Source organism: Psychrobacter pacificensis (genome assembly GCF_900101915.1).
GTDB classification, from domain to species: domain Bacteria; phylum Pseudomonadota; class Gammaproteobacteria; order Pseudomonadales; family Moraxellaceae; genus Psychrobacter; species Psychrobacter pacificensis.
In genome coordinates this window covers 89794-110520 of the sequence record NZ_FNAL01000007.1, presented here as the reverse complement: position 1 = coordinate 110520, position 20727 = coordinate 89794, and the positions used below count along the sequence as shown (strand labels likewise).

General features: G+C 42.3%; 20 protein-coding genes. 4 read left to right on the top strand and 16 right to left on the bottom strand.

Annotated features, from left to right (window positions below):
• Positions 1 to 39: 39 nt before the first annotated feature.
• Positions 40 to 1113 carry an aspartate carbamoyltransferase catalytic subunit gene (locus BLR43_RS06160; RefSeq protein WP_071003207.1) on the bottom strand — a complete coding sequence of 358 codons (1074 nt, stop codon included), beginning with the start codon at positions 1111 to 1113 and terminating at the stop codon, positions 40 to 42.
• Positions 1114 to 1497: 384 nt separating this feature from the next.
• On the opposite strand from BLR43_RS06160, the gene BLR43_RS06155 reads away from it, so the two are divergent.
• Entirely contained in the window at positions 1498 to 2481 is a 984-nt protein-coding gene (locus BLR43_RS06155) for a class 1 fructose-bisphosphatase (RefSeq protein WP_093069590.1), read from the top strand.
• 96 nt (positions 2482 to 2577) lie between these two features.
• Positions 2578 to 3372 (top strand): TrmH family RNA methyltransferase, encoded by a 795-nt coding sequence (locus tag BLR43_RS06150; protein WP_093069587.1) that lies wholly within the window; start codon positions 2578 to 2580, stop codon positions 3370 to 3372.
• 223 nt (positions 3373 to 3595) lie between these two features.
• Here BLR43_RS06150 and BLR43_RS06145 read toward each other — a convergent pair whose 3' ends face one another.
• The 8 genes from BLR43_RS06145 to BLR43_RS06110 form a co-directional block, all read right to left on the bottom strand.
• Positions 3596 to 4528 (bottom strand): electron transfer flavoprotein subunit alpha/FixB family protein, encoded by a 933-nt coding sequence (locus BLR43_RS06145; RefSeq protein WP_058025379.1) that lies wholly within the window; start codon positions 4526 to 4528, stop codon positions 3596 to 3598.
• A gap of 151 nt (positions 4529 to 4679) precedes the next feature.
• Positions 4680 to 5429, bottom strand: coding sequence for an electron transfer flavoprotein subunit beta/FixA family protein (locus tag BLR43_RS06140; protein WP_071003197.1), 750 nt, complete (start codon positions 5427 to 5429; stop codon positions 4680 to 4682).
• Between the two features lie 455 nt (positions 5430 to 5884).
• Complete coding sequence (locus BLR43_RS06135; protein ID WP_093069585.1) at positions 5885 to 6448, bottom strand: DUF421 domain-containing protein; 564 nt, start codon at positions 6446 to 6448, stop codon at positions 5885 to 5887.
• Between the two features lie 237 nt (positions 6449 to 6685).
• On the bottom strand, positions 6686 to 6898 hold the full coding sequence (locus tag BLR43_RS06130; protein ID WP_071003179.1) for a cold-shock protein: 213 nt from the start codon (positions 6896 to 6898) through the stop codon (positions 6686 to 6688).
• A 369-nt stretch (positions 6899 to 7267) separates the two neighbouring features.
• Positions 7268 to 7600 carry a hypothetical protein gene (locus tag BLR43_RS06125; RefSeq protein ID WP_227674298.1) on the bottom strand — a complete coding sequence of 111 codons (333 nt, stop codon included), beginning with the start codon at positions 7598 to 7600 and terminating at the stop codon, positions 7268 to 7270.
• A gap of 351 nt (positions 7601 to 7951) precedes the next feature.
• Positions 7952 to 8968, bottom strand: a complete 1017-nt coding sequence (gene ilvC, locus BLR43_RS06120; protein WP_058025375.1) for a ketol-acid reductoisomerase — start codon at positions 8966 to 8968, stop codon at positions 7952 to 7954.
• 139 nt (positions 8969 to 9107) lie between these two features.
• Entirely contained in the window at positions 9108 to 9605 is a 498-nt protein-coding gene (gene ilvN, locus BLR43_RS06115; protein WP_071003178.1) for an acetolactate synthase small subunit, read from the bottom strand.
• Positions 9605 to 11437 (bottom strand): acetolactate synthase 3 large subunit, encoded by a 1833-nt coding sequence (locus BLR43_RS06110; protein ID WP_186475416.1) that lies wholly within the window; start codon positions 11435 to 11437, stop codon positions 9605 to 9607. The genes ilvN and BLR43_RS06110 overlap by 1 nt, the downstream gene beginning before the upstream one ends.
• Positions 11438 to 12275: 838 nt before the next feature.
• On the opposite strand from BLR43_RS06110, the gene BLR43_RS06105 reads away from it, so the two are divergent.
• A complete protein-coding gene (locus tag BLR43_RS06105) occupies positions 12276 to 12773 on the top strand; it encodes a DUF4124 domain-containing protein (protein ID WP_093069580.1) in 498 nt (165 codons plus the stop codon).
• 18 nt (positions 12774 to 12791) lie between these two features.
• Here BLR43_RS06105 and BLR43_RS06100 read toward each other — a convergent pair whose 3' ends face one another.
• Entirely contained in the window at positions 12792 to 14630 is a 1839-nt protein-coding gene (locus tag BLR43_RS06100) for an NAD(P)H-hydrate dehydratase (RefSeq protein WP_093069578.1), read from the bottom strand.
• 236 nt (positions 14631 to 14866) lie between these two features.
• Between BLR43_RS06100 and queG the strand changes: the two genes are divergently transcribed.
• A complete protein-coding gene (queG, locus tag BLR43_RS06095; RefSeq protein ID WP_093069575.1) occupies positions 14867 to 16030 on the top strand; it encodes a tRNA epoxyqueuosine(34) reductase QueG in 1164 nt (387 codons plus the stop codon).
• Positions 16031 to 16169: 139 nt separating this feature from the next.
• Here the strand turns inward: queG and lysM are convergent, their stop codons facing one another.
• The 6 genes from lysM to BLR43_RS06065 all read right to left on the bottom strand — a co-directional run bounded on the left by lysM (position 16170) and on the right by BLR43_RS06065 (position 20649).
• A complete protein-coding gene (gene lysM, locus BLR43_RS06090) occupies positions 16170 to 16679 on the bottom strand; it encodes a peptidoglycan-binding protein LysM (RefSeq protein ID WP_058025369.1) in 510 nt (169 codons plus the stop codon).
• A 258-nt stretch (positions 16680 to 16937) separates the two neighbouring features.
• Positions 16938 to 17174, bottom strand: coding sequence for an acyl carrier protein (gene acpP / locus BLR43_RS06085; RefSeq protein WP_071003168.1), 237 nt, complete (start codon positions 17172 to 17174; stop codon positions 16938 to 16940).
• 264 nt (positions 17175 to 17438) lie between these two features.
• The gene (gene fabG / locus BLR43_RS06080; RefSeq protein ID WP_058025367.1) at positions 17439 to 18167 is read right to left on the bottom strand and encodes a 3-oxoacyl-ACP reductase FabG; all 729 of its coding nucleotides are present in this window, start codon (positions 18165 to 18167) and stop codon (positions 17439 to 17441) included.
• Entirely contained in the window at positions 18164 to 19132 is a 969-nt protein-coding gene (fabD, locus tag BLR43_RS06075) for an ACP S-malonyltransferase (protein WP_071003166.1), read from the bottom strand. Before fabD ends, fabG begins: the two co-directional genes overlap by 4 nt.
• A gap of 423 nt (positions 19133 to 19555) precedes the next feature.
• The gene (rpmF, locus tag BLR43_RS06070; protein WP_093069572.1) at positions 19556 to 19738 is read right to left on the bottom strand and encodes a 50S ribosomal protein L32; all 183 of its coding nucleotides are present in this window, start codon (positions 19736 to 19738) and stop codon (positions 19556 to 19558) included.
• Between the two features lie 317 nt (positions 19739 to 20055).
• Positions 20056 to 20649 carry a YceD family protein gene (locus BLR43_RS06065; RefSeq protein ID WP_093069569.1) on the bottom strand — a complete coding sequence of 198 codons (594 nt, stop codon included), beginning with the start codon at positions 20647 to 20649 and terminating at the stop codon, positions 20056 to 20058.
• Positions 20650 to 20727: the final 78 nt, after the last annotated feature.

Sequence of the window (20727 nt, the reverse complement as noted above, 5' to 3'; positions counted from 1 at the left end):
TAAAATGAAATAAATGAGAATAAGTCGCGCGGCAAGCTGTTACTTGCCAGCCGCTTGATGAGCACGTTGACCTTCCATCGCAAGCGACAAGACCGCCATTCGTATGGCAATACCGTTATTTACCTGCTTTAAGATCACCGATTGCGCGCCATCAGCCACACTAGAGGCAATCTCAACACCGCGGTTCATTGGCCCTGGGTGCATAACTAGCGCATCAGGCTTGGCCAATGCTACTCGCTCTGGCGTGATCCCATAATGCTTATAGTATTCACTTGACGATGCCAATAGCGGCGAACCGATACGCTCATTTTGTATTCTTAATCCCATAATCACATCACAATCAGTGACACACTCATCCATATTTTCATATACTTTTACGCCAAAACGCTCAATACCTTTCGGCAGTAAAGTACGCGGCGCACACACACGGATATCTGTCACACCTAGGGTTTGCAAGGCGCTAATATCAGAACGGGCGACGCGTGAGTGCTTAATATCACCAACGATTGCGATAGACAGCTCTTCAAACGGGCGCGGTGCCTCACGGTGAATGGTCAACATGTCGAGCATTCCCTGAGTAGGATGCGCATGCCAGCCATCCCCCCCATTGATGATAGCAATATCAGGGGTCACTTCTGTCGCCATAAAATGCGCAGCGCCTGATGCTGAATGTCGAACTACAAAAATATCTGCGGTCATCGCCTGTAGATTCCACAAGGTATCGCGTAGACTCTCGCCTTTTTTGGTACTAGAGCGTTCGATATCGATATTAAGTACATTAGCACCCAAGCGTTTTTCTGCTACTTCAAAAGTCGTCCGGGTACGAGTCGATGGTTCAAAGAACAAATTCATGACCGTATAGCCATCTAACTCAGGACGATTGATGAGCTGCCCGTTTTCATCAAAGAAAGTCTCTGCTTTTGCGATAATAGCTTTGAGCTGTGCTTTATTAAGACCTTCAACACCCAAGAAATGCCTGATACTGCCATCGGTGTTGAGCTGCGGACGACTCAGTGAGGTATTGAGTCTTTGATGAATTGTATTGGGATCAAATTTTGCATAATCAGTCGGTGAGACTGGTTGTGTAGCGCTACTATCGAGAGAATTTGACATAATGACGAGTCTTTATTGTGGGTTTATATGAGTCTGTCGTAATCGCTTATTCATCTTTGTTCAATCATTTAGCACCGATAGGCACAGAGACGAGGACATTTTGACGCTTATTTGCTACAATTTACCGTAATCAAATTCGACCAAAACCGCCTCAGCAGACAATCGGAAAGCGTAAATAGACATGCTATATTCTCATAGAGAATAATTCTGACAAATCTATAAATGAATAACAATAGATATAGTGTAGCCGATTTTGTGGTCAGGACAAAGATACCGTATAAGCTATTTAAAAACTCAACCATTTAAGGTGTGCCAAATGCCGCCTATGACCTGACTCTAAGACCATCCATTTTTTACTTTCCATACCCTCTATTAGGAAGCTTTATGACGACCTTAGCAGATTATCTAAACCAACATGCCTCTAGTCCTGCACTCAACGATGTAATTACCACGGTCACTAATGTTGGTAAAACCATCTCACAACTACTTAGAAAAGGTGCTCTGGCGGATATTTTAGGCGAGGCTGGCAATCAAAACGTCCAAGGCGAAGATCAGAAAAAACTAGACATACTGGCCAATGACTTACTGCTAGATGCATTGGCAAAGAATACCCATTGTGCCGGCGTTGCATCAGAAGAGCTTGATGATGCCACCCCTGCTAATGACGATGGCAGTCTATTGGTTTTGTTTGACCCACTAGATGGCTCATCAAATATTGATATCAATATGGCAGTAGGTACGATTTTTTCTGTTCTGCCGTACGAGCGTCAAGGTCAAACCAGTGAAAACAGCGACTATCTACAGGCAGGTAACAAACAGCTAGCAGCAGGGTATTTGTTATATGGCACCTCTACGGTACTGGCGTTGACCATCGCAGATAAGGTCGTGATGTTTAGCCTAGATCCAGAAACTGAAGACTATGTGCTAATAGAAGACAACGTGCAAATCGATGCCGATACGAGCGAATATGCGATCAATAGCTCAAATTATCGCTACTGGCGCGCACCGATGCAACAGTACATCGATGAGTTAATCGCTGGCGAGACAGGCGTACGTGGACGCGATTTCAATACGCGTTGGGTCGCCGCTATGGTTGGTGACGTCCATCGTATCTTATGCCGCGGTGGCCTCTTCACTTATCCGTTTGATACCAAATACGCGCATAAAGCAGGTAAACTACGCTTGATGTATGAAGCCAATCCAATGAGCTTATTGATTGAACGCGCGGGTGGCGGTGCGACAGACGCTGTCAATCGTATCTTAGATATCGAGCCCACTGACATTCATCAGCGTGTTCCTGTGGTGCTCGGTAGCAAAAACGAAGTCAATTATGTTAGAGACTTACACGTCAATTATTCTGAGCAGTAATTGATATAAGTACTTTCTAAAAATAACCAGCTTACAGCGAGATTATAAGCTCGATGCTGGTTATTCGCCCTTCTACTCTTCTCTAAGCGATCCACTATGGTACTAAATCCCACCGAGCTGATTACCTCAGATAAGAACACCACCGTCAAGCTTGTAAAAGCCCTATTGGCACAAGCACGTCAACGCAAAAAGCATGGTCAGACCGTCATAGAAGGTGTTCATCTGATAGATGCTGCGCTGCGTAGCGACTATCCTTTTGCCCAGATACTACTGTCTGAGTCAGCGCGTAGTCATCCTGAAGTTCAGCAGGTATTAACTCGCCTGCCGACTTATACGCCTATTCTTATTTTATCCAATTCACTGTACGAGAGTATTCGTAGCTTAGGTACTGGTATCGATATCATGGCGATTATCAACGTACCAACGCCTAACTTATCAATGATTGATGAAGATTGCTTGATCTTAAATGATGTACAGGACAGCGGAAATGTCGGCACACTCCTGCGTACAGCAGCAGCCGTTGGTATTCGCAACATCTTATGTACCAGTGCTACCGCGCAAGCTTGGTCTCCCAAGACGTTACGAGCCGGTATGGGTGCACAGTTTGCCCTGACTATTTATGAAGGCTTAAGTACGCAAGATATTTTAGATCACGTAAAAGTTCCACTGTTGGCGACCAGCTCACATACCGATACTATCATTTACGATCACGATTTATCTGCGCCTGTGGCGTGGATTATGGGTCATGAAGGTCAAGGCGTCAGCGATGATTTGATGCAATGTGCCACCCCTATCGCTTTACCGCAGCCAAATGGGCAAGAGAGTCTTAACGTGGCGATTGCTGGGGCTTTATGTCTGTACGAAACCTTGCGCCAAAGACAATACTCTTAGCGTCCATTTATAACTACAATTAAAATCTTCTCTATCAAGCAATAAAAAAACCCACTACCGATTGATAGTGGGTTTTTGTTATCTGTCTACTACTAATATAGTCAAAGAAGTCTAAAACGATTACAAGGCAGCCGACTGCAGATTGTACAAGTAGTACCTCTAAGGAGGGTAACGCCGTAGCCGTTTAGTAATTCTGTGACTATATATTAAACCTTGCTAGATATTAAACCTTGCTAGTTAGCTCAGGCAGTGCTTCGAACAAATCAGCTTCTAAGAAATAATCAGCAACGCTAGCGATAGGCGCTTCTGGGTCATTGTTGATCGCAACGATGACTTTAGAATCTTTCATACCAGCCAAATGCTGAATCGCGCCTGAGATACCAGCGGCGATATATAGCTGCGGTGCAACGATTTTACCGGTTTGACCAACCTGCATATCGTTTGGTACATAGCCTGCATCCACAGCGGCACGTGATGCGCCAACCGCAGCGCCTAGTTTATCAGCCAATGGCTCAATGTACTTAGTGAAGTTCTCACCGTTTGCCAATGCACGGCCACCAGAAACCACGATACCAGCTGAGGTCAATTCTGGACGATCAGACTTAGCCATTTCTTCGTTCACGAAGCTAGCTTTGCCAGTTTCTTGTACATTATCGATCGTTTCAACAGTCGCTGAACCACCTTCGCTTGCTACTGGGTCAAACGCAGTCGTACGTACGGTTAGTACCACTTTGTCTTCTGTCGTTTTTACGGTTGCCGTTGCATTACCTGCATAGATAGGACGCTCAAACGTTTGCGCATCGACCACACCTGAGATTTCTGAAAGCATGCTGACGTCAAGTAACGCGGCAACGCGTGGCATAAAGTTTTTACCAGTCGTGGTCGCAGCTGCTAGGATATGGCTATAATCACCAGCCACATCAGCAACCAATAGTGCCACATTGCCCGCCAATTGATGCTCATATGCTGCATTGTCTGCCAGTAATACTTTTGTCACGCCTTCTGCTTTTGCTGCTTCATCAGCAACGGCCTGCGCGCCACTACCTGCCACTAATACATGGATGTCATCACCGATTTGCTTAGCAGCAGCGATGGTGTTCAAAGTTGCCTTTTTTAGACTGGCATTGTCATGTTCTGCATATACCAAAATTGCCATGGTTTTAATCCTTTATTTATTCGTATTATCTATTCATGCGGTTGTTTGTGTACAAAGCCCTTTGAGCAACTATCGTTTAATATAAATAAAGCAGTCAAATTCTTAGCTTTGTACAGGATATGCCGTAGCGAAGTATCTAATCATTGAAAAATTAAATGACTTTTGCTTCATTTTTTAGCTTATCGACCAACTCATCAACTGACCCTACTGTAATACCAGCTTTGCGCTCAGCAGGTGGCATGACTTTAATAATTTCTTGCTTAGACGCCATATCGACACCGAAATCTGCTGGCGTTTTCTCATCAACCGGCTTTTTCTTCGCTTTCATGATGTTAGGCAGTTTCGCATAACGTGGCTCATTCAAACGTAGATCAGTTGTGATGACTGCTGGCAAATCAAGGGCAACGGTTTGTAGACCGCCATCGATTTCACGCGTTACGTTGACTTTGTCGCCTTCAACCTTCACTTCTGAGGCAAACGTACCCTGACCGATACCCATCAATGCCGCTAGCATCTGACCGGTTTGGTTGTTGTCGTCATCAATCGCTTGTTTACCCAACAAGATAATATCTGTGCTTTCTGTTTCAGCGATATTTTTTAGAATCTTGGCAACTTGTAGTGGATACGGTTTTTCGTCACTCACGACTAAAATACCACGATCAGCACCCAATGCTAGGGCTGCACGAATTTGCTCTTGTGACTCTTTTGGACCGATAGACGCGACGATGATTTCATCAATGACGCCAGCTTCTTTTAGACGAACGGCTTCTTCTACTGCGATTTCGTCAAAAGGGTTAATCGACATTTTGGTGTTTGATAGATCAACGCCAGAGTTATCGGCTTTTACACGTACTTTTACGTTATAATCAATGACACGCTTGACCGCTACTAATGCTTTCATACGTTCCTCGTTTATTAATGTTATGAATTAAAAAATATCAGTTAAGAACCAAATTTTCGTTGTGGTTCAAGTCGTCGTTCAAAATACTACTCAAGGTTATTACTATATCAACAGATGTATAACTAATTAAGAAAAATACGCCAATATTCGAAATTATATTAGCATTGCACTTCTTACGGATAAAATCTGCTAAAGCTAAGCCAACCGTTCTTATCAGACCTATGTATCTTGCGTGAGCCTGCAGATAAGGTCAAGACAACGCCGTGAATAATGCGTCATAAATTTGTCACTATTCTATAATAAATAGTTATAAGCACGTGATCTAGTGATTTTTCTTTGACAATAGCCTTAAGAGTCCTCCTCTTTATAGCACTCTCAATGGTATGTTTATTTAATATTTTGTTATTATTTATTTCCTAGGGTTTAACTAATAGTAGTCGCGAAGAACCCAACAGCTATATGTCGCTGTCTTTGTTAGAGCTCATTAACAACTCACTGTCACGTATGTCATCAAACAACGCCCAGTCAGGAGTTACATCATTATTTTTGATGACGCTCATGTCTCCTGTCGTCTCCATAATGACCGCAAATATTTCAGTTTTGGCTTTGATGCCATTTTTGCGCAGCACTTCTTGAACATCGCTGGTCGTAAGATTCGCTTCTTTTAAGTTATCTGAGAAGTATTCGCCATGTGCCATGAGTATGATGGCACGATTGTCTATCAGCGCTTTTAGAGGTTTAATCTTGCGCCTCACTATTGAGATAGCACCTTGAATCAAAAACAATACCGCAACCGCAAACAGTCCTTGCAGTAACGATGGTTTATCCGCCAATATAGTCGACGCTAATATACTACCAATACCAACTGTCATGGCAAAATCATGACTTGATAGTTTGGAAAAGCTGCGCAGACCCATCAGTCGGGTAAAAAGCATTAAACCTATATAGAAACCCACCGCAGACAATGAAATGCCTAACAGCTGTTGCCAGTCAATTGAAAACCAAGTTTCCCATTTCATAATAGAGCCTTATTTATTATTGAGTCAGTACCTATTATGAACTGATAATTATTAAGAAAATCAATCAAACGCTACTTCAGATAAAATGATATAAAAAAAGCAACCTGATAAGAGGTTGCTTTTTTTTAAAGTCTAAACAGTATTTTTATTGTTTTTATAAACAAAAATTTTATGTATATCGTCACTCTCACTGTCATCGAGCGTACTAAACATCAGTGTGCCCAAACAGCAAAGAGATTATAGTGCTTCGATTTGCTCAGCTTGTGGACCTTTTTTGCCCTCACCTAAGATGAACGACACTTTTTGGCCTTCGGCTAGCGTTTTGAAACCGCTACCTTGGATAGCGCTGTAGTGAGCGAATACGTCTTGTCCGCCGTTGTCTTGAGCGATAAAACCAAAACCTTTAGCTTCATTAAACCACTTTACAGTGCCTTCAACTTTATCTGACATAAATTTTCCTGACTCTTTAACTGTTGGCGAGACTTGTGTCATCACCGATTAATTGATATATACCCATGCATCTTTTGCTGAACGCTACGGTTCAAAATTGCAAATAATCTAAGAGAAAACCTGAATTTTTTACCTCAAATACTTTGAGTACAATCTGATTATAACAGTTTTCTATACAGGTAACAGTCTAAATTGATGATTTTTGTAAATAAATTCCAGCTATTAAAACCCATCAAAATAGCTAGCATTTTTGCCGTTATCATATTGATATTGAATAAATTTCTAACATATGAATATTAGGCTACAATTGCGAAGCCATCGTTAAATACGACAAGAAAGACCCTTATAGGTTAAAAACTCATTCATTACCTATTGCAATATCGTTAACCATGGTGAACTTAATACAAGCAAACATAGCCCAAAAAATATCAACGAAAACGACTGACTATAAGCAATATATTTGGCCGGTATGACCATGTCTTTAGGAGAATCAGGGATACCTTTGCGCTTTAGTAGTCGCGTACCGTAAACCCAACCAAAGGTCGTATAAATGCCATAAGCGGCAGGTACAGCAATCGCGAGCGGTGCCAAATCAATCACGTATAGGACAACAACAGAGATAAAGAACCAGATGGTATCTAAGATTGAACTGATTTGGAAAAACTTAGATTTAGGCAGTTTACCATCGGTTTTCTTAAGCATTTCTCCTTCTATCCAAATTAAAACTGCTACGACAGCGCTAAGAGTAATATACACGAATTGCGGCGTTAGCCAGTCTGGATAAGATATTTGCACAACATACAACCTGTAATCTATAGAAAATATGAATGAGGACTCATCTACTTTGATCAATCAAAGATAAATAAGCACAATAAAAGCCCACTGGCTAATGTGAAGATGCCTGCCTATATTGGGCAGTTTTTACTGGTTTTCAACCAACACATATAGCGGTGTAACCATATGTCAAAAGTAGGATATAAAAAACCCGTGCTATCAGGTGATAACACGGGTTACTTAATAAACTACCAAATACTCTATTTAAGTAGTATCGAATTAGTTTTTGTCTTTATCGATAATTTTGTTACCACCGATCCAAGGCATCATAGCGCGCAATTTGGCACCTGTGGTTTCGATCTCATGCGCTGCATTGTTACGACGACGAGCTGTCATTGATGGATAGTTGGTTGCACCTTCAGAGATGAACATTTTTGCGTACTCACCAGACTGGATGCGTTTTAGCGCGTTACGCATGGCTTCACGAGACTGCTCATTGATAACTTCAGGACCAGTCACATATTCGCCGTATTCAGCGTTGTTACTGATTGAATAGTTCATGTCAGCGATACCGCCTTCATACATTAAGTCGACGATAAGCTTTAGCTCATGTAAACACTCAAAGTAAGCCATTTCTGGCGCGTAGCCTGCTTCAGTAAGGGTTTCAAAGCCCATTTTTACCAATTCAACCGCGCCGCCACAAAGAACCGCTTGCTCACCGAATAGATCGGTTTCAGTCTCATCTTTAAATGTAGTTTCGATGATGCCTGAACGACCACCACCAACGCCAGCAGCGTAGGATAATGCTAATTGCTTAGCTTGACCTGAAGCATCTTGGTAGATGGCGATTAAGTCAGGGATACCGCCACCTTTGGTGAACTCTGAACGTACGGTGTGACCTGGTGCTTTTGGTGCTACCATGATAACGTCAAGGTCGCTACGTGGCACTACTTGGTTATAATGGATAGCAAAACCGTGAGCGAAAGCTAATGTCGCGCCTTCTTTGATGTTTGGCTCAATGACATCGTTGTAAAGCTCTTTTTGGAACTCATCAGGTGTCAAAATCATGATAACGTCAGCAGCTTTTACCGCTTCTTCGACTTCAGCAACTTTTAGGCCCGCATTTTCAGCTTTTTTCCATGAGCCTGAGTTGGCACGTAGACCAACCGTTACATCAACGTCTGAGTCTTGTAAGTTAAGCGCGTGCGCATGGCCTTGTGAACCATAACCGATAATGGCCACTTTTTTACCTTGGATAATGGATAGATCACAATCTTTGTCATAAAAAACGTTCATAAATAGAGTCCTTGTCCTCAATCATGGCTTACCATGGATAGTAGACGCTTATACTGTAATCAAGATAGTGATTAAGATAAGCGCTTTGTTGATTTAGATAAATAGTTCTTTAATAAAATAGGATATTTGGGCATTAATTCTAGGTGCTAAGGGTTTTCTCACCGCGGGCAATACCAATCACACCCGAGCGAACCACTTCCATAATACGGTCACGTCCAAGTACGTCAATAAAGCCATCAAGTTTTGCTTTGTCACCAACGATTTGAATCGTATATAAGTTGGCATTCACATCGACAATCTGCGCACGGAAGATATCTGCGCTGCGTTTCACCTCTTCACGTACGCTGCCAGTCGCTCGTACTTTGATGAGCATCAATTCACGCTCAACGTGTACATTCTCTGTCAGATTATGCACTTTAACCACTTCAATCAATTTATGCAATTGTTTGGTGATTTGTTCAATTCTTTCTGGTGAGGTAATGGTCGTTAAGGTCAAGCGTGAAATGCTTGGGTCATCAGTAGGCGCGACGTTGAGCGTTTCGATATTGTAGCCACGTTGTGAGAACAAACCGACTAGACGCGACAACGAACCCGCTTCGTTTTCCATCAATACCGAAATCAGATGTTGTTGTTGCATTAGGTACGCTCCCCTTTTGTTAACCACATATCACGCATGGCTTGTCCAGCGATTTGCATCGGATATACATGCTCATTACGATCGACATAAACATCGATAAATACCAACTTGTCCTTCATGGCCATCGCTTCAGCCAACTGCTCTTCCATCGTATCAGGGTCAGTAATCTTGATACCAACATGACCATAGCTTTCAGCCAATTTGACAAAATCTGGCAAGGAGTTCATATAAGACTGTGCATGGCGACCTTCATACAGCATGTCCTGCCACTGCTTCACCATACCTAGCTGTGCGTTATTTAAATTTAGAATTTTAACTGGCAAGTCATACTGCAAGCAAGTTGACAGCTCTTGGATATTCATCTGAATAGAGCCTTCGCCTGTGATACACACCACATCACGCTCTGGATTAGCAAGCTTGGCTGCCATGGCATACGGCAAGCCAACGCCCATCGTACCTAGGCCGCCTGAGTTCAGCCATTGGCGAGGCTCATTATAAGTATAGTAAAGGGCTGCAAACATCTGATGCTGACCGACGTCACTTGTGATAATAGCGTTACTGTTAGTCACTTTATCTAGAGCTTGTACGACACTTTGTGGCTTAATGCCATTATCTGTGCTGGTGTCATAACGCAAACCATGGCGCTTACGCCACTCATTAATTTGTGACCACCAATCGAGCAATGCGTGTTGCTCTAATTGCTTATCTTCTCCAACGATCTCTAGCATATCGGTTAAGACAGATTTTACATCGCCAACGATAGGAATATGCGCAAGGATGGTCTTTGAGATCGACGCAGGATCGATATCGATATGGATAATCGTCGCGTTCGGACAGAATTTTTTAACATTATTGGTGACGCGATCATCGAAACGCGCACCCACTGCCAAAATAACATCGGCATGATGCATAGTCATGTTGGCTTCATAAGTACCATGCATACCAAGCATACCTAGGAACTGACGATCAGAGCCAGGAAATGCACCAAGACCCATCAATGTATTGGTCACTGGTAAATTAAGACGGTGAGCCAGATCAGTCAACTCTTCGTGAGCATTGCTCCAAATAACGCCGCCACCTGCATATACGACAGGACGCTGGGCAGATAGTAGTGTCTCGACCGCTTTTTTGATCTGACCATTATGGCCTTTGAGCGAAGGCTGGTAAGAGCGTATAAATACCTCTTCTGGATATTTATAGGCAAACTTTTCACTAGGCGCAGTCATGTCTTTTGGCACATCAATAACGACAGGACCTGGTCGGCCAGACTGTGCAATGTGAAATGCCTTTTTGACAATCATCGGAATTTCGCTAGCATGGCGCACCTGAAAACTATGCTTAACGATCGGACGCGATACCCCCACCATATCCGTTTCTTGGAAAGCGTCTTCACCGATTAGACTACTTGGTACCTGACCTGAAATCACGACCATCGGTACTGAATCCATAAAAGCGGTCGCAATAGCGGTAACCGTATTGGTGGCACCAGGTCCTGAGGTTGCCAGTACAACCCCCGTCTCACCAGTAACTCGTGAATAAGCATCTGCCATGTGTCCTGCCGCCTGCTCATGGCGCACTAAGATGTGCTCAATGGCTTCTTGCTGAAATAGTGCATCATAGATGTGCAGAACGGCACCGCCTGGATAACCAAAGATATATTTGACACCTTCGTCTGTCAGCGCTTGTACCAGCATTTCAGCGCCCGATAGCATCACAGGCTGAGCGCTGCCTTCTGCAAGACGTTGTTGTTTTTCTTCAAAATTTTTGGCGGCATTACCCGTTTGGGTATGTCCCGTCATATTCGGACTTTGCGTGGTTTGCGTCACTGTCATCACCTTTTTTTGCGGCGAGAATTCGCAGTATGTTATGACTGAAGATAACCCCTTATAGGTATTATTTTCACGCTCATAAGATGGGTGCCAATTCTTGTCCATATCAAGAATATTTGCCTATCATATTTAAGTAACGTTGTTTTTTTAAGACAGCAAATTACTCAAACATAGCAATGTATGTAAGGTCAGTTTTGTGATGGATGTTTATCGATATACAGTGACAAGATGCGGACGCACCTATGAAAGAAGCTTATTATTGAGTCTTTCTATAAATAAGTACTGATAATAAATTCATGAGTGCAAAGACGTAGAGATAACAGGATATTTATACCCAAATACTATGCATAAGTTACTAAAACTTATAACAGAGGCTTTGGCGTACTTTTTTATAACCAGTACTGTATCGTATTTTGCACAATTGCCAGAATTACATTTAGCACAGTTCAAATAATAAGTTTATCTTAGTCATTGTAGACAGATAAGTCCGGAGACAATGTATAGTTATGAGTAGCCAATGCTACGTGTGCTATATCATCATCACAAAGAAAATAACACTGCATAAACTACCGATAAGTAGCTCGTAGTGATCATTTTCAAGTGCCACGGCAATATCATAAAAGCCGTTCACTGACCAATCAACTTCTATTATATTCGATGGTTTGCCCGCTATTGTCAAGAAAAACTTCTAAAGCCTATCCCAAACTATTAGTTATTAAATAATATACATTGATAAGTATTATTTGTTAGAATCGAAAGTCAGTATATTACTACTGTCAATCAACCATTCAAATGTTATATTTATACGAATCTGCTTTTATCAAACAAAAGGATTGCTGCTATGGCATATGCGTCTAAAATAGCGACTGCTGCTAAATGGCTAACGAGTACCACCTGTATGCTAATGCTATCCATGAATACCAGTCAGGCTATTCAAGTTTATAAATCCATTGGCGCATATGGCGAAGTTAAATATAGCCAGCACGCACCGCAAAATGGTAAAAACGTTGAGTTGATTGAATTTCGTAGTGACGGTAGACAAAACAACGCCGGACAAATGGCTGGCAAAACAGACCCCAGCCAAAGCAATAATACTCAAACGGCAGAAGAACAGCGCGTAGCCGCACTTGAAGCGCGTATCAAAGAGCAAGAAGCGCAAGCCAATGCTCAGCGCTGCCAATCGCTACGTAACAATTTAACGAATCTAAACGTTGGCGGACGTATCTATGAGATGGATGCAAATGGCAAGCGTCAATATCTAGATGGCCGTGAAATTGAGCTAAAACGTGAACGCGTACAGCAGGCAATCGACCAATACTGTAGCAGCGCTACGACCTAGTCTTTATACTAATGATGACTACTCAACTATCATTAATTGCATAACATGACGAATGGCTGCTGGCATATCTTGCGCTTGCAGCCCTCGTTGTCCAATCATAAGTCTGTTTTCACTATGACAATCACTATTTTGGTTGACCAATACATCTCCTGCAAATCCATGAATAAGCACTGCCTGAGATAAACTGTACGACTCTGCTGCTAAGTCTTGTTGTGCTAATAATCCAGCAATCACTCCAGATAGAATATCGCCCATGCCAGCAGTTGCCATACCAGCATTGCCCGCATCACAGACATATACTCGCGCTCGTCCTGATTTTTGCTCCAAAACTAGCGACCCTGCTCCCTTTAATACCCAGTCACCACCATAAACTGCAGCGCATTGTTTTATGGCTCGCAATCTATCACTTTCTACCTCGCTTATTTTTTGATCGAGCAATCTAGCCGCTTCGCCGCTATGCGGTGTCAAGCAAACTCGATGATTGATGCTATGTTCGCGAAGCTCTGTTACCAGTTCATGGCTATCCATTTGCAGCGAGGCCAATTGATAAAGACCATCTGCATCGATCACTATTGATTTTTCATGAGCTATGGCAGCCTGTATATAGTCGATAAATAACATTTTTGCTTTTTCGTCACGGCCCAATCCCATACCAATCGCGACAACACTGACTTGTTCAATCAGTGCCTTTAACCCATCTGCATCGTGCAGATTGATAGTCATCGCATCTGGCAGTGACGTTAATAATGCACCATGAAAAGCCTCATGACAGGCAACGGTTATTTTACCAGCGCCAGTTGCCATGGTGCTTGATGCAGACAGTATCGCAGCACCGCCCATCCCTTGAGAGCCATCAACGCGATTTCCACCAATGATTAGCGCATGACCGTAGCTACCTTTGTAACTGTTTTGGCGGCGCGGCTTCATACTATGTGCAGCCATCAGCAGTATGGCAACAGGTTCAAATGCTTCAATAGTATTTTGCTTGGTATTTTTATCAGATATTTTGTGAGGTTTAGCTGTTTGATAAGGTATTAACGGTATATCGATTATGTCTCCGCTATAATCCGCACCATCTTTGGTGTGTAAACCAAATTTGCGCGCAATCAGACATAAGGTGACATCAGCTTGTACTGCTATACGATCAAATACCGCACCAGTAGAAGCCACCAATCCACTTGGAATATCGACGGCGACTGCTAGTGCGTTTTGTTGCTGAGTAGTACGATTAAAAGCGCTAATAGCCTCCTTATAGACACCTTCTGGCGCACGATCTAGCCCAATCCCAAACAGTGCATCAATATAAATGTCAGCTAATAAAGCCATTTTCTCTGACTCATTTTTCTCTGACTCATTGTGACTGCTATGAATCTCTTCGAAGCGTTGATAATGACAGTTGGCAGATAGCGCTATTTGAAGAGCCTTTGTTGCGTCAGTTATACGGTCATTATTGTGGTCTTTCTTATTAGAGATGGCCGACTGAGTACGAGTATCAAAATCATTGACATCAAAACCGACAGTGACCACTTCTACTTGCCAGCCTGCTTGCTGCAAGTAATAAGCAATGAGCCAACCGTCCCCGCCATTATTCCCCTTGCCTACCCAGACACTTACTCGGCGCAAACGCTCTGTACGATAATAAACGTTGGTATTAGCAGAATGATTAGCATTGAGACATTTTTGTTCATAAAGCAATTCTATCTGCTGTGCCATTTGCCAAGCTGCTTGCTGCATTAAGCCAAAACTATCATATCCTTGAGCAAACCACGCTTGCTCCATGGTATAAATTTGCTCACTACTATAAAGCGCAATAGGTTTTGTATTTTTTATAGGTGATAAATTGGTAAAATTCTTCATTTATTATCCTCGGCCATGTTTTTCTGATATTTTTATAGTGTTGAGAGTCTAGTTTCTAAACTTTGATATCAGCTTAGCAAAAGCTCATGTCTACTTATGTATCAATATGAATGTGAGTTTATTTTCTTTTCTACTTGCGCTCTATGCTCACTGTCTTATCATAATGGTGTTCACACTGCCACTGATTGTGAGAAAATACCGTTTTGAAAATAGACCGCCAATAAGCACCTATCTCTATGCCTACCGATAAAAACAAGATTGCCGTTAGTAACTCAACAGTCTTTGCAACAACAGCAGATGTTAAACAATGGATCAAAGTGCAAGCGCAAACATTAGGGTTTGCTGACTGTGGGTTTTTATCTGTCCATCATCCACTGTTTACTAAGCAAATCGAACAGCTACAGAAGTGGCTGGATAAAGGCTACGAGGGTCAATTGCAGTTCATGCACAATAACCATCACCTGCGCGCTCATCCTGAGCAGTTGGTAGAGGGTGCAAAAACCATTATCAGTGTAAGGATGGACTACCTAACCAAAGCCCCAACACCGCGTGCTGTCACAGACAACGACCATCCCAACCAAGGCATCATTGCGCGTTATGCAAGAGGTCGTGATTATCATAAGACAATGCGTAGCCGTTTAAAGCAATTGGCTCTGAATATCGAGGCCATGCTTCCTGAATGGCAACATCTCGATATTGGTTCAGATAAAGAGTTTGTTTTTAGACCCTTTAGTGATTCTGCGCCTATCTTTGAGCGGCCTATTGCCGATGCTGCTGGTCTGGGCTGGACAGGTAAGCATACGTTATTAATCAACAAACAAGCTGGCTCATTTTTTGTGCTAGGTGAGCTGTTTTTAAGCTTAGAGCTGCCCGATGACCAGCCTGTTAAAGAGCATTGTGGCAGTTGTAGCGCTTGCATTGATGTATGCCCTACCCAAGCGATTGTAGCGCCTTATGAGCTCAATGCCTCTGCCTGTATCTCTTATTTGACGATTGAACACGATGGTATTATTGATACCAAGTATCGACGCGCGATTGGCAATCGGGTGTTTGGCTGCGATGACTGTCAGCTGATCTGTCCATGGAATCGTTATGCCAATCTGACTACCGTTAAGGACTTCGCACCAAGGCATGGTCTCGATAACAGCAGTTTGCTTGAATTATGGCAATGGCAAGAAGCGGATTTTTTGAACAACACACAAGGAAGCCCGCTCAGACGCACAGGCTATATCAATTTCTTACGTAATATCGCGATTGGTCTTGGCAATGCCAATGCCAGTTTGGACGTGGTTGAACAGTTAAAATCCAAGCTCACTATACACAATGCTATGCTCGACGAGCATATCGAGTGGGCCTTGAATGAGCAGCAAAAAAAGCTGAAAGACAGCACCCAAGTCTAAATACTTCAAGTATTAGCCACTATTAGAACTTCATATCCATTGCTATATCATTTTAAATAATAAAAAAGCCTCTTATAAAAGAGGCTTTTTTATCATCGATTTTTTGTACAGATTATTTATTGCTTATATCATCAATTTGTTATGGCTTAGGAATGCGTAACACTTGGCCTGGATAAATCTTATCTGGATCAGATAGCATTGGCTTATTGGCTTCAAATATCTTCATATAATCGCCAGACTCACCGTAAACATCTTTCGCAATCTTAGATAAGCTATCGCCAGATTTTACCGTATACATCGTTGACTCAGGTGCATCTTCTTCGATATCGATATTATCAATGACCTTAGCAACATTTTGTACGTTACCAATAGCAATAATCGCTTTTTCACGATCAGCTTGAGTTTTCGCGTTACCGCTGATTTCTGCTGTATCTGTAGAGCCGTTATATTTGATTTTTAAATTACTGATATTTAGGTTCTGTTGCTGAATACGACGCAACAGAATGTTAGCAACTGATTGAGCTGAAGGCTCGCTGCTTTTTACCGGTGTATTGGCATCTGCCTTGGTCTCTGATTTGGCATCGTGTTTCTCGTCATCACGATTAAAGATTTTATCACCGATATCTTTTGCAAAACTGAACATACCCATATAACTGCTCCTTGAAATATTGTTATTTATTATTCATATTTATTTTCGGTGGTGTGTTATTGAACATCACCGTGCTTTGTACTGTTTACCATGATGAGTATAGACAAACGAACCAAACGTGAATAGTAAGAGTATGTTGAGTAATGTTAATTGACGTAGCTTATGTTAATGCAACTGATCAATTAAATCACCCTCATAAAAAAACCGCCTATCTATTAAGATAAGCGGCATTATAAAATTTGCTAAACAAATGGCAAATTACAGCTGGGCTTGTACGTAATCAATTGCTTTTTGAACAGTAGTCAATTCTGCAGAGTCTTCGTCAGGAATAGTGATACCAAAATCACTTTCAAAAGACATCACCAATTCAACTAGGTCCAACGAGTCCGCACCTAGGTCTTCCATGAATGAAGCATCATTATTGATGTCTTCAACGTTCATACCTAGTTGCTCAGCAACTGCTGATTTTACTCTTAGCTCGATATCATTACTCATATAGATTACTCCATTATCATCTATTATTTTTAATAAACTGCTATAGCGCCTTATTTAAGCTCTATAGCATGATATATAAAATGTATTTGCCAGATCAGCATCGCTGTCTGAGTACTCTATGACTTGTTACACAGTCTGTCTAATAAAGCCCTGTTATCATACAGGGCTTTGACTCAAAAGTATTCGTAATTATAGCATCCTTTATTATAGTTTACACTCGTTCACACAGTTTTTTATTATAACTATGTAACGTCCGTGTATTGACTACATATACATGCCACCATTGACCGGAATGACCGCGCCGGTGATATAGCTGGCTTCATCACTGGCTAAGAAATGTACTGCTGCTGCGATGTCTTCTGGTTGACCAAGACGGCTGATAGGAACGGCATCTAGCATAGAATTCAATAGGCGCTCGTCGAGCTCATCTGTCATATCAGTCTCGATTAAACCTGGTGCCACGCAATTGATAGTCACTTGGCGTGAACCGATTTCACGTGCAAGCGTACGACTGAAACCTTCTACACCAGCTTTAGTCGCGGCATAGTTAGATTGACCTGCATTACCCATTTGAGCAACAACAGAGGTGATATTAATAATACGACCACGGCGCGCTTTCATCATACCGCGTACTGCGCGTTTGCTCATGCGGTAAACTGAGGTCAAATTCGTATCGATGACATTTGACCAGTCATCGTCTTTCATACGCATTAGCAGACCGTCTTGCGTGATACCTGCATTGTTAACCAATACTTGTACCGCTCCATAGACGCTTTCGATCTCTTCAAACAATTTATCAATTTGAGTAGTATCACGTACGTCTAAGACGCGACCGATACCACCACTATCATGAAGATAGTCATCAATAAGTTCAGCACCTTTTTCAGTGGTCGCGGTGCCAATAACAAAATGTCCTTCTTTAGCAAAGCGTTTGGCGACTGCCTTTCCGATACCGCGACTAGCGCCAGTTACTAATGTAATCGTACGGCTCATGATAACACCTCTAATAGTTTTTCTAGACGGGCAGGCTTGTCTGTAGGATAGCTTGCGATTGGCTGCGCTTGACGCTTAGCCAAATTGCTTAATACGTTGCCACTGCCACATTCGATTAATAGATTAATTTGCTTATCAGCCAGTTCCTGCATGGTTTTTGACCACAGTACTGGCTCACTCAGCTGTTCAGTCAATGCTTGTTTGATACCTACTGCACTGGTTTCAACACGCGCATAGCGATTTTGAATCACAGGAATGGTCGCTTGATCAAATTGAATACCTGCTAATATCTCAGCTAAGGCATTACTTGCAGGCTCCATTAATGCACAATGAGATGGCACACTCACTTTTAAGGGCACAGATTTTTTGCCCGTATTTTTGACTTTGTCGATTACAGCGTTAACGCCAGCAGCGTTACCCGAGATCACTACCTGTCCTGGGCTGTTGAAGTTAGCAGCGCCAACAATGGCACCCTCGACATGCTCTGTTGCTTGCTCACACAGATTTTCGACTCGGTTGTCTTCTAGTCCTAACACGGCAGCCATAGCAGTATCGACACCTACAACGGCCTCTTGCATCAACTGACCGCGCTTATGCACTAGGGTGACGGCATCACCAAGCGATATCACATTGGCAGCACACAGGGCGCTGTACTCGCCCAGAGAGTGACCAGCTAAATAGCAAGGCGTCTCTTCTATTTTTTGTTGTAAGACACGCCAAATGGCAATGCTAGCTGTCAGTAGCGCTGGCTGAGTATACTCGGTTTGATTGAGTTTTTCTTCATCCTGACAGATTGCCCACAAATCCTCACCAAGCGCCTCACTCGCTTCGGTAAATGTATCGCGTATCTCTGGGTAGATTTCAGCAAGCTCACTCGTCATCGCGACTGCTTGAGATCCTTGTCCAGGAAAAATGACCGCGATACGAGCGGGTTGCTTTTTTACCATATCGGGTACAGAAGCCATAACCAATATCCCTTATCTGATTAGAAATATCCCTAAAACAATGGGGTGTATTATATTATTAGATGTGATACAAAGCCGCTAGTTCAATTATTTATCTAAGAAAACGGATTGTCAGTAAACTATACACTGACACACACTATTATCATAGCGGATGCAGACCGAACAACGATAGGAAAACACAGTACCAATCAAAATCACTAACGTTTGAGTACGTGTTTCTATCTGCTAAAAATAAAAAGTCATCTAAGCAATGAGTTTAGTCATAAATAACAAAAAGCCAAGTTATCCAGCCACATAATATATGATAGCGAAATAACTTGGCTTTTTTTAGCTCAAAGCTTATTGACCAATGATAGCCAGGTAAATACAACAACAGTCACCAGTACTGTCACTATTTTACCTAGCTATCATAGGGCCAATGTCTTAGGCATCTTGACTAGCTTTGAATAGCTGACGACCACGGTAGAAACCATCTTTAGTCATGTGATGACGACGATGTTTTTCACCAGTGGTAGCATCTACGCTTAGTTCAGCAATTTCCATACGGTGATGTGAACGGCGCATGTCACGACGAGAACGGCTTTTACGACTTTTTTGAACAGCCATGATATAGCTCCTATACTTAAAAGGGATAAGCTTGAAATTCAGCTTTAGTCGATACTGACAGAGGCTATATAATCACAACAACCTAAGTCTGAAGCATCATTAGTTAAATAGATTGTTACTTACATAAAGCGCTAACTATGTCTGAAATTTATAAAAAATTTACCTAGTCAGCTTCTATCAGCACGCAACAGGTTGCTCGAATGCAATAAACCGGACATTATACGCATGTTTATTAGATTAATAAAGCCCTGCCTTGCACTCTTCTGTACAAAGCAGATAGAAGGCTTCTCAAATACTTGAATAAATAAATTTGGCTCTTATAGCTTACCTTTTAAGGAGGCTAAAGCAGCGAATGGATTTTCATTCTCTTCTTCTTCTGGTATCTCGCCAAACTGCTCAACTGACATCTCACAATCATCATGCTTTGGCGCCATTGGTATTTTGAGCAATATCTCATCTTCTACCAGTTTTTTAAATGGTAATAGACGCTCCGGAGACTGCTCAGTGACGATTTCATCAAGTAACAAGTAGTCTTGCTCTTCATCAATCAAGCGTACTTGGCTGTCATTTTCGAGTAGTGCAATGTCATAATCATCAGATAAGTCTATCGCAATTGGTTGTAAACAGCGTTGACACGTTAGCCAAACATCACCTGTCAACGTAAATGCCAAATGCAAAACATTATTACGGCGATAGAGTTCAGCGTTTAACTGAGTGTTTGACTGATCATGCTCGGCGCTCAACGTCGTGGCAAGACGTTCAAAAGAGTTTGGATCGACTTCTCCTGACCACTCAAAACCCGTGTCTGCCCATTTGTCCAAAGAAATGTGCTCAAGCATGCTAGTAGATACAGGCGCTTTTTTATTGTCAGCGTAAGGTGCTGACGGTTTAGTTTCTGGAGTGCTTGACATGCGCGGCCTCATTCATAAAAACGGTGTATAATATTGCCTGCCATACTAACGGAAAGTGCCATATTCTGCTAGCGCTAG

Bases quoted from the DNA above. Each gene is read 5' to 3' on its own strand.
- BLR43_RS06160 (WP_071003207.1), bottom strand. From the start codon at position 1,113: ATGTCAAATTCTCTCGATAGTAGCGCTACACAACCAGTCTCACCGACT.
- BLR43_RS06155 (WP_093069590.1), top strand. From the start codon at position 1,498: ATGACGACCTTAGCAGATTATCTAAACCAACATGCCTCTAGTCCTGCA.
- BLR43_RS06150 (WP_093069587.1), top strand. From the start codon at position 2,578: ATGGTACTAAATCCCACCGAGCTGATTACCTCAGATAAGAACACCACC.
- BLR43_RS06145 (WP_058025379.1), bottom strand. From the start codon at position 4,528: ATGGCAATTTTGGTATATGCAGAACATGACAATGCCAGTCTAAAAAAG.
- BLR43_RS06140 (WP_071003197.1), bottom strand. From the start codon at position 5,429: ATGAAAGCATTAGTAGCGGTCAAGCGTGTCATTGATTATAACGTAAAA.
- BLR43_RS06135 (WP_093069585.1), bottom strand. From the start codon at position 6,448: ATGAAATGGGAAACTTGGTTTTCAATTGACTGGCAACAGCTGTTAGGC.
- BLR43_RS06130 (WP_071003179.1), bottom strand. From the start codon at position 6,898: ATGTCAGATAAAGTTGAAGGCACTGTAAAGTGGTTTAATGAAGCTAAA.
- BLR43_RS06125 (WP_227674298.1), bottom strand. From the start codon at position 7,600: ATGCTTAAGAAAACCGATGGTAAACTGCCTAAATCTAAGTTTTTCCAA.
- ilvC (WP_058025375.1), bottom strand. From the start codon at position 8,968: ATGAACGTTTTTTATGACAAAGATTGTGATCTATCCATTATCCAAGGT.
- ilvN (WP_071003178.1), bottom strand. From the start codon at position 9,605: ATGCAACAACAACATCTGATTTCGGTATTGATGGAAAACGAAGCGGGT.
- BLR43_RS06110 (WP_186475416.1), bottom strand. From the start codon at position 11,437: ATGACAGTGACGCAAACCACGCAAAGTCCGAATATGACGGGACATACC.
- BLR43_RS06105 (WP_093069580.1), top strand. From the start codon at position 12,276: ATGGCATATGCGTCTAAAATAGCGACTGCTGCTAAATGGCTAACGAGT.
- BLR43_RS06100 (WP_093069578.1), bottom strand. From the start codon at position 14,630: ATGAAGAATTTTACCAATTTATCACCTATAAAAAATACAAAACCTATT.
- queG (WP_093069575.1), top strand. From the start codon at position 14,867: ATGCCTACCGATAAAAACAAGATTGCCGTTAGTAACTCAACAGTCTTT.
- lysM (WP_058025369.1), bottom strand. From the start codon at position 16,679: ATGGGTATGTTCAGTTTTGCAAAAGATATCGGTGATAAAATCTTTAAT.
- acpP (WP_071003168.1), bottom strand. From the start codon at position 17,174: ATGAGTAATGATATCGAGCTAAGAGTAAAATCAGCAGTTGCTGAGCAA.
- fabG (WP_058025367.1), bottom strand. From the start codon at position 18,167: ATGAGCCGTACGATTACATTAGTAACTGGCGCTAGTCGCGGTATCGGA.
- fabD (WP_071003166.1), bottom strand. From the start codon at position 19,132: ATGGCTTCTGTACCCGATATGGTAAAAAAGCAACCCGCTCGTATCGCG.
- rpmF (WP_093069572.1), bottom strand. From the start codon at position 19,738: ATGGCTGTTCAAAAAAGTCGTAAAAGCCGTTCTCGTCGTGACATGCGC.
- BLR43_RS06065 (WP_093069569.1), bottom strand. From the start codon at position 20,649: ATGTCAAGCACTCCAGAAACTAAACCGTCAGCACCTTACGCTGACAAT.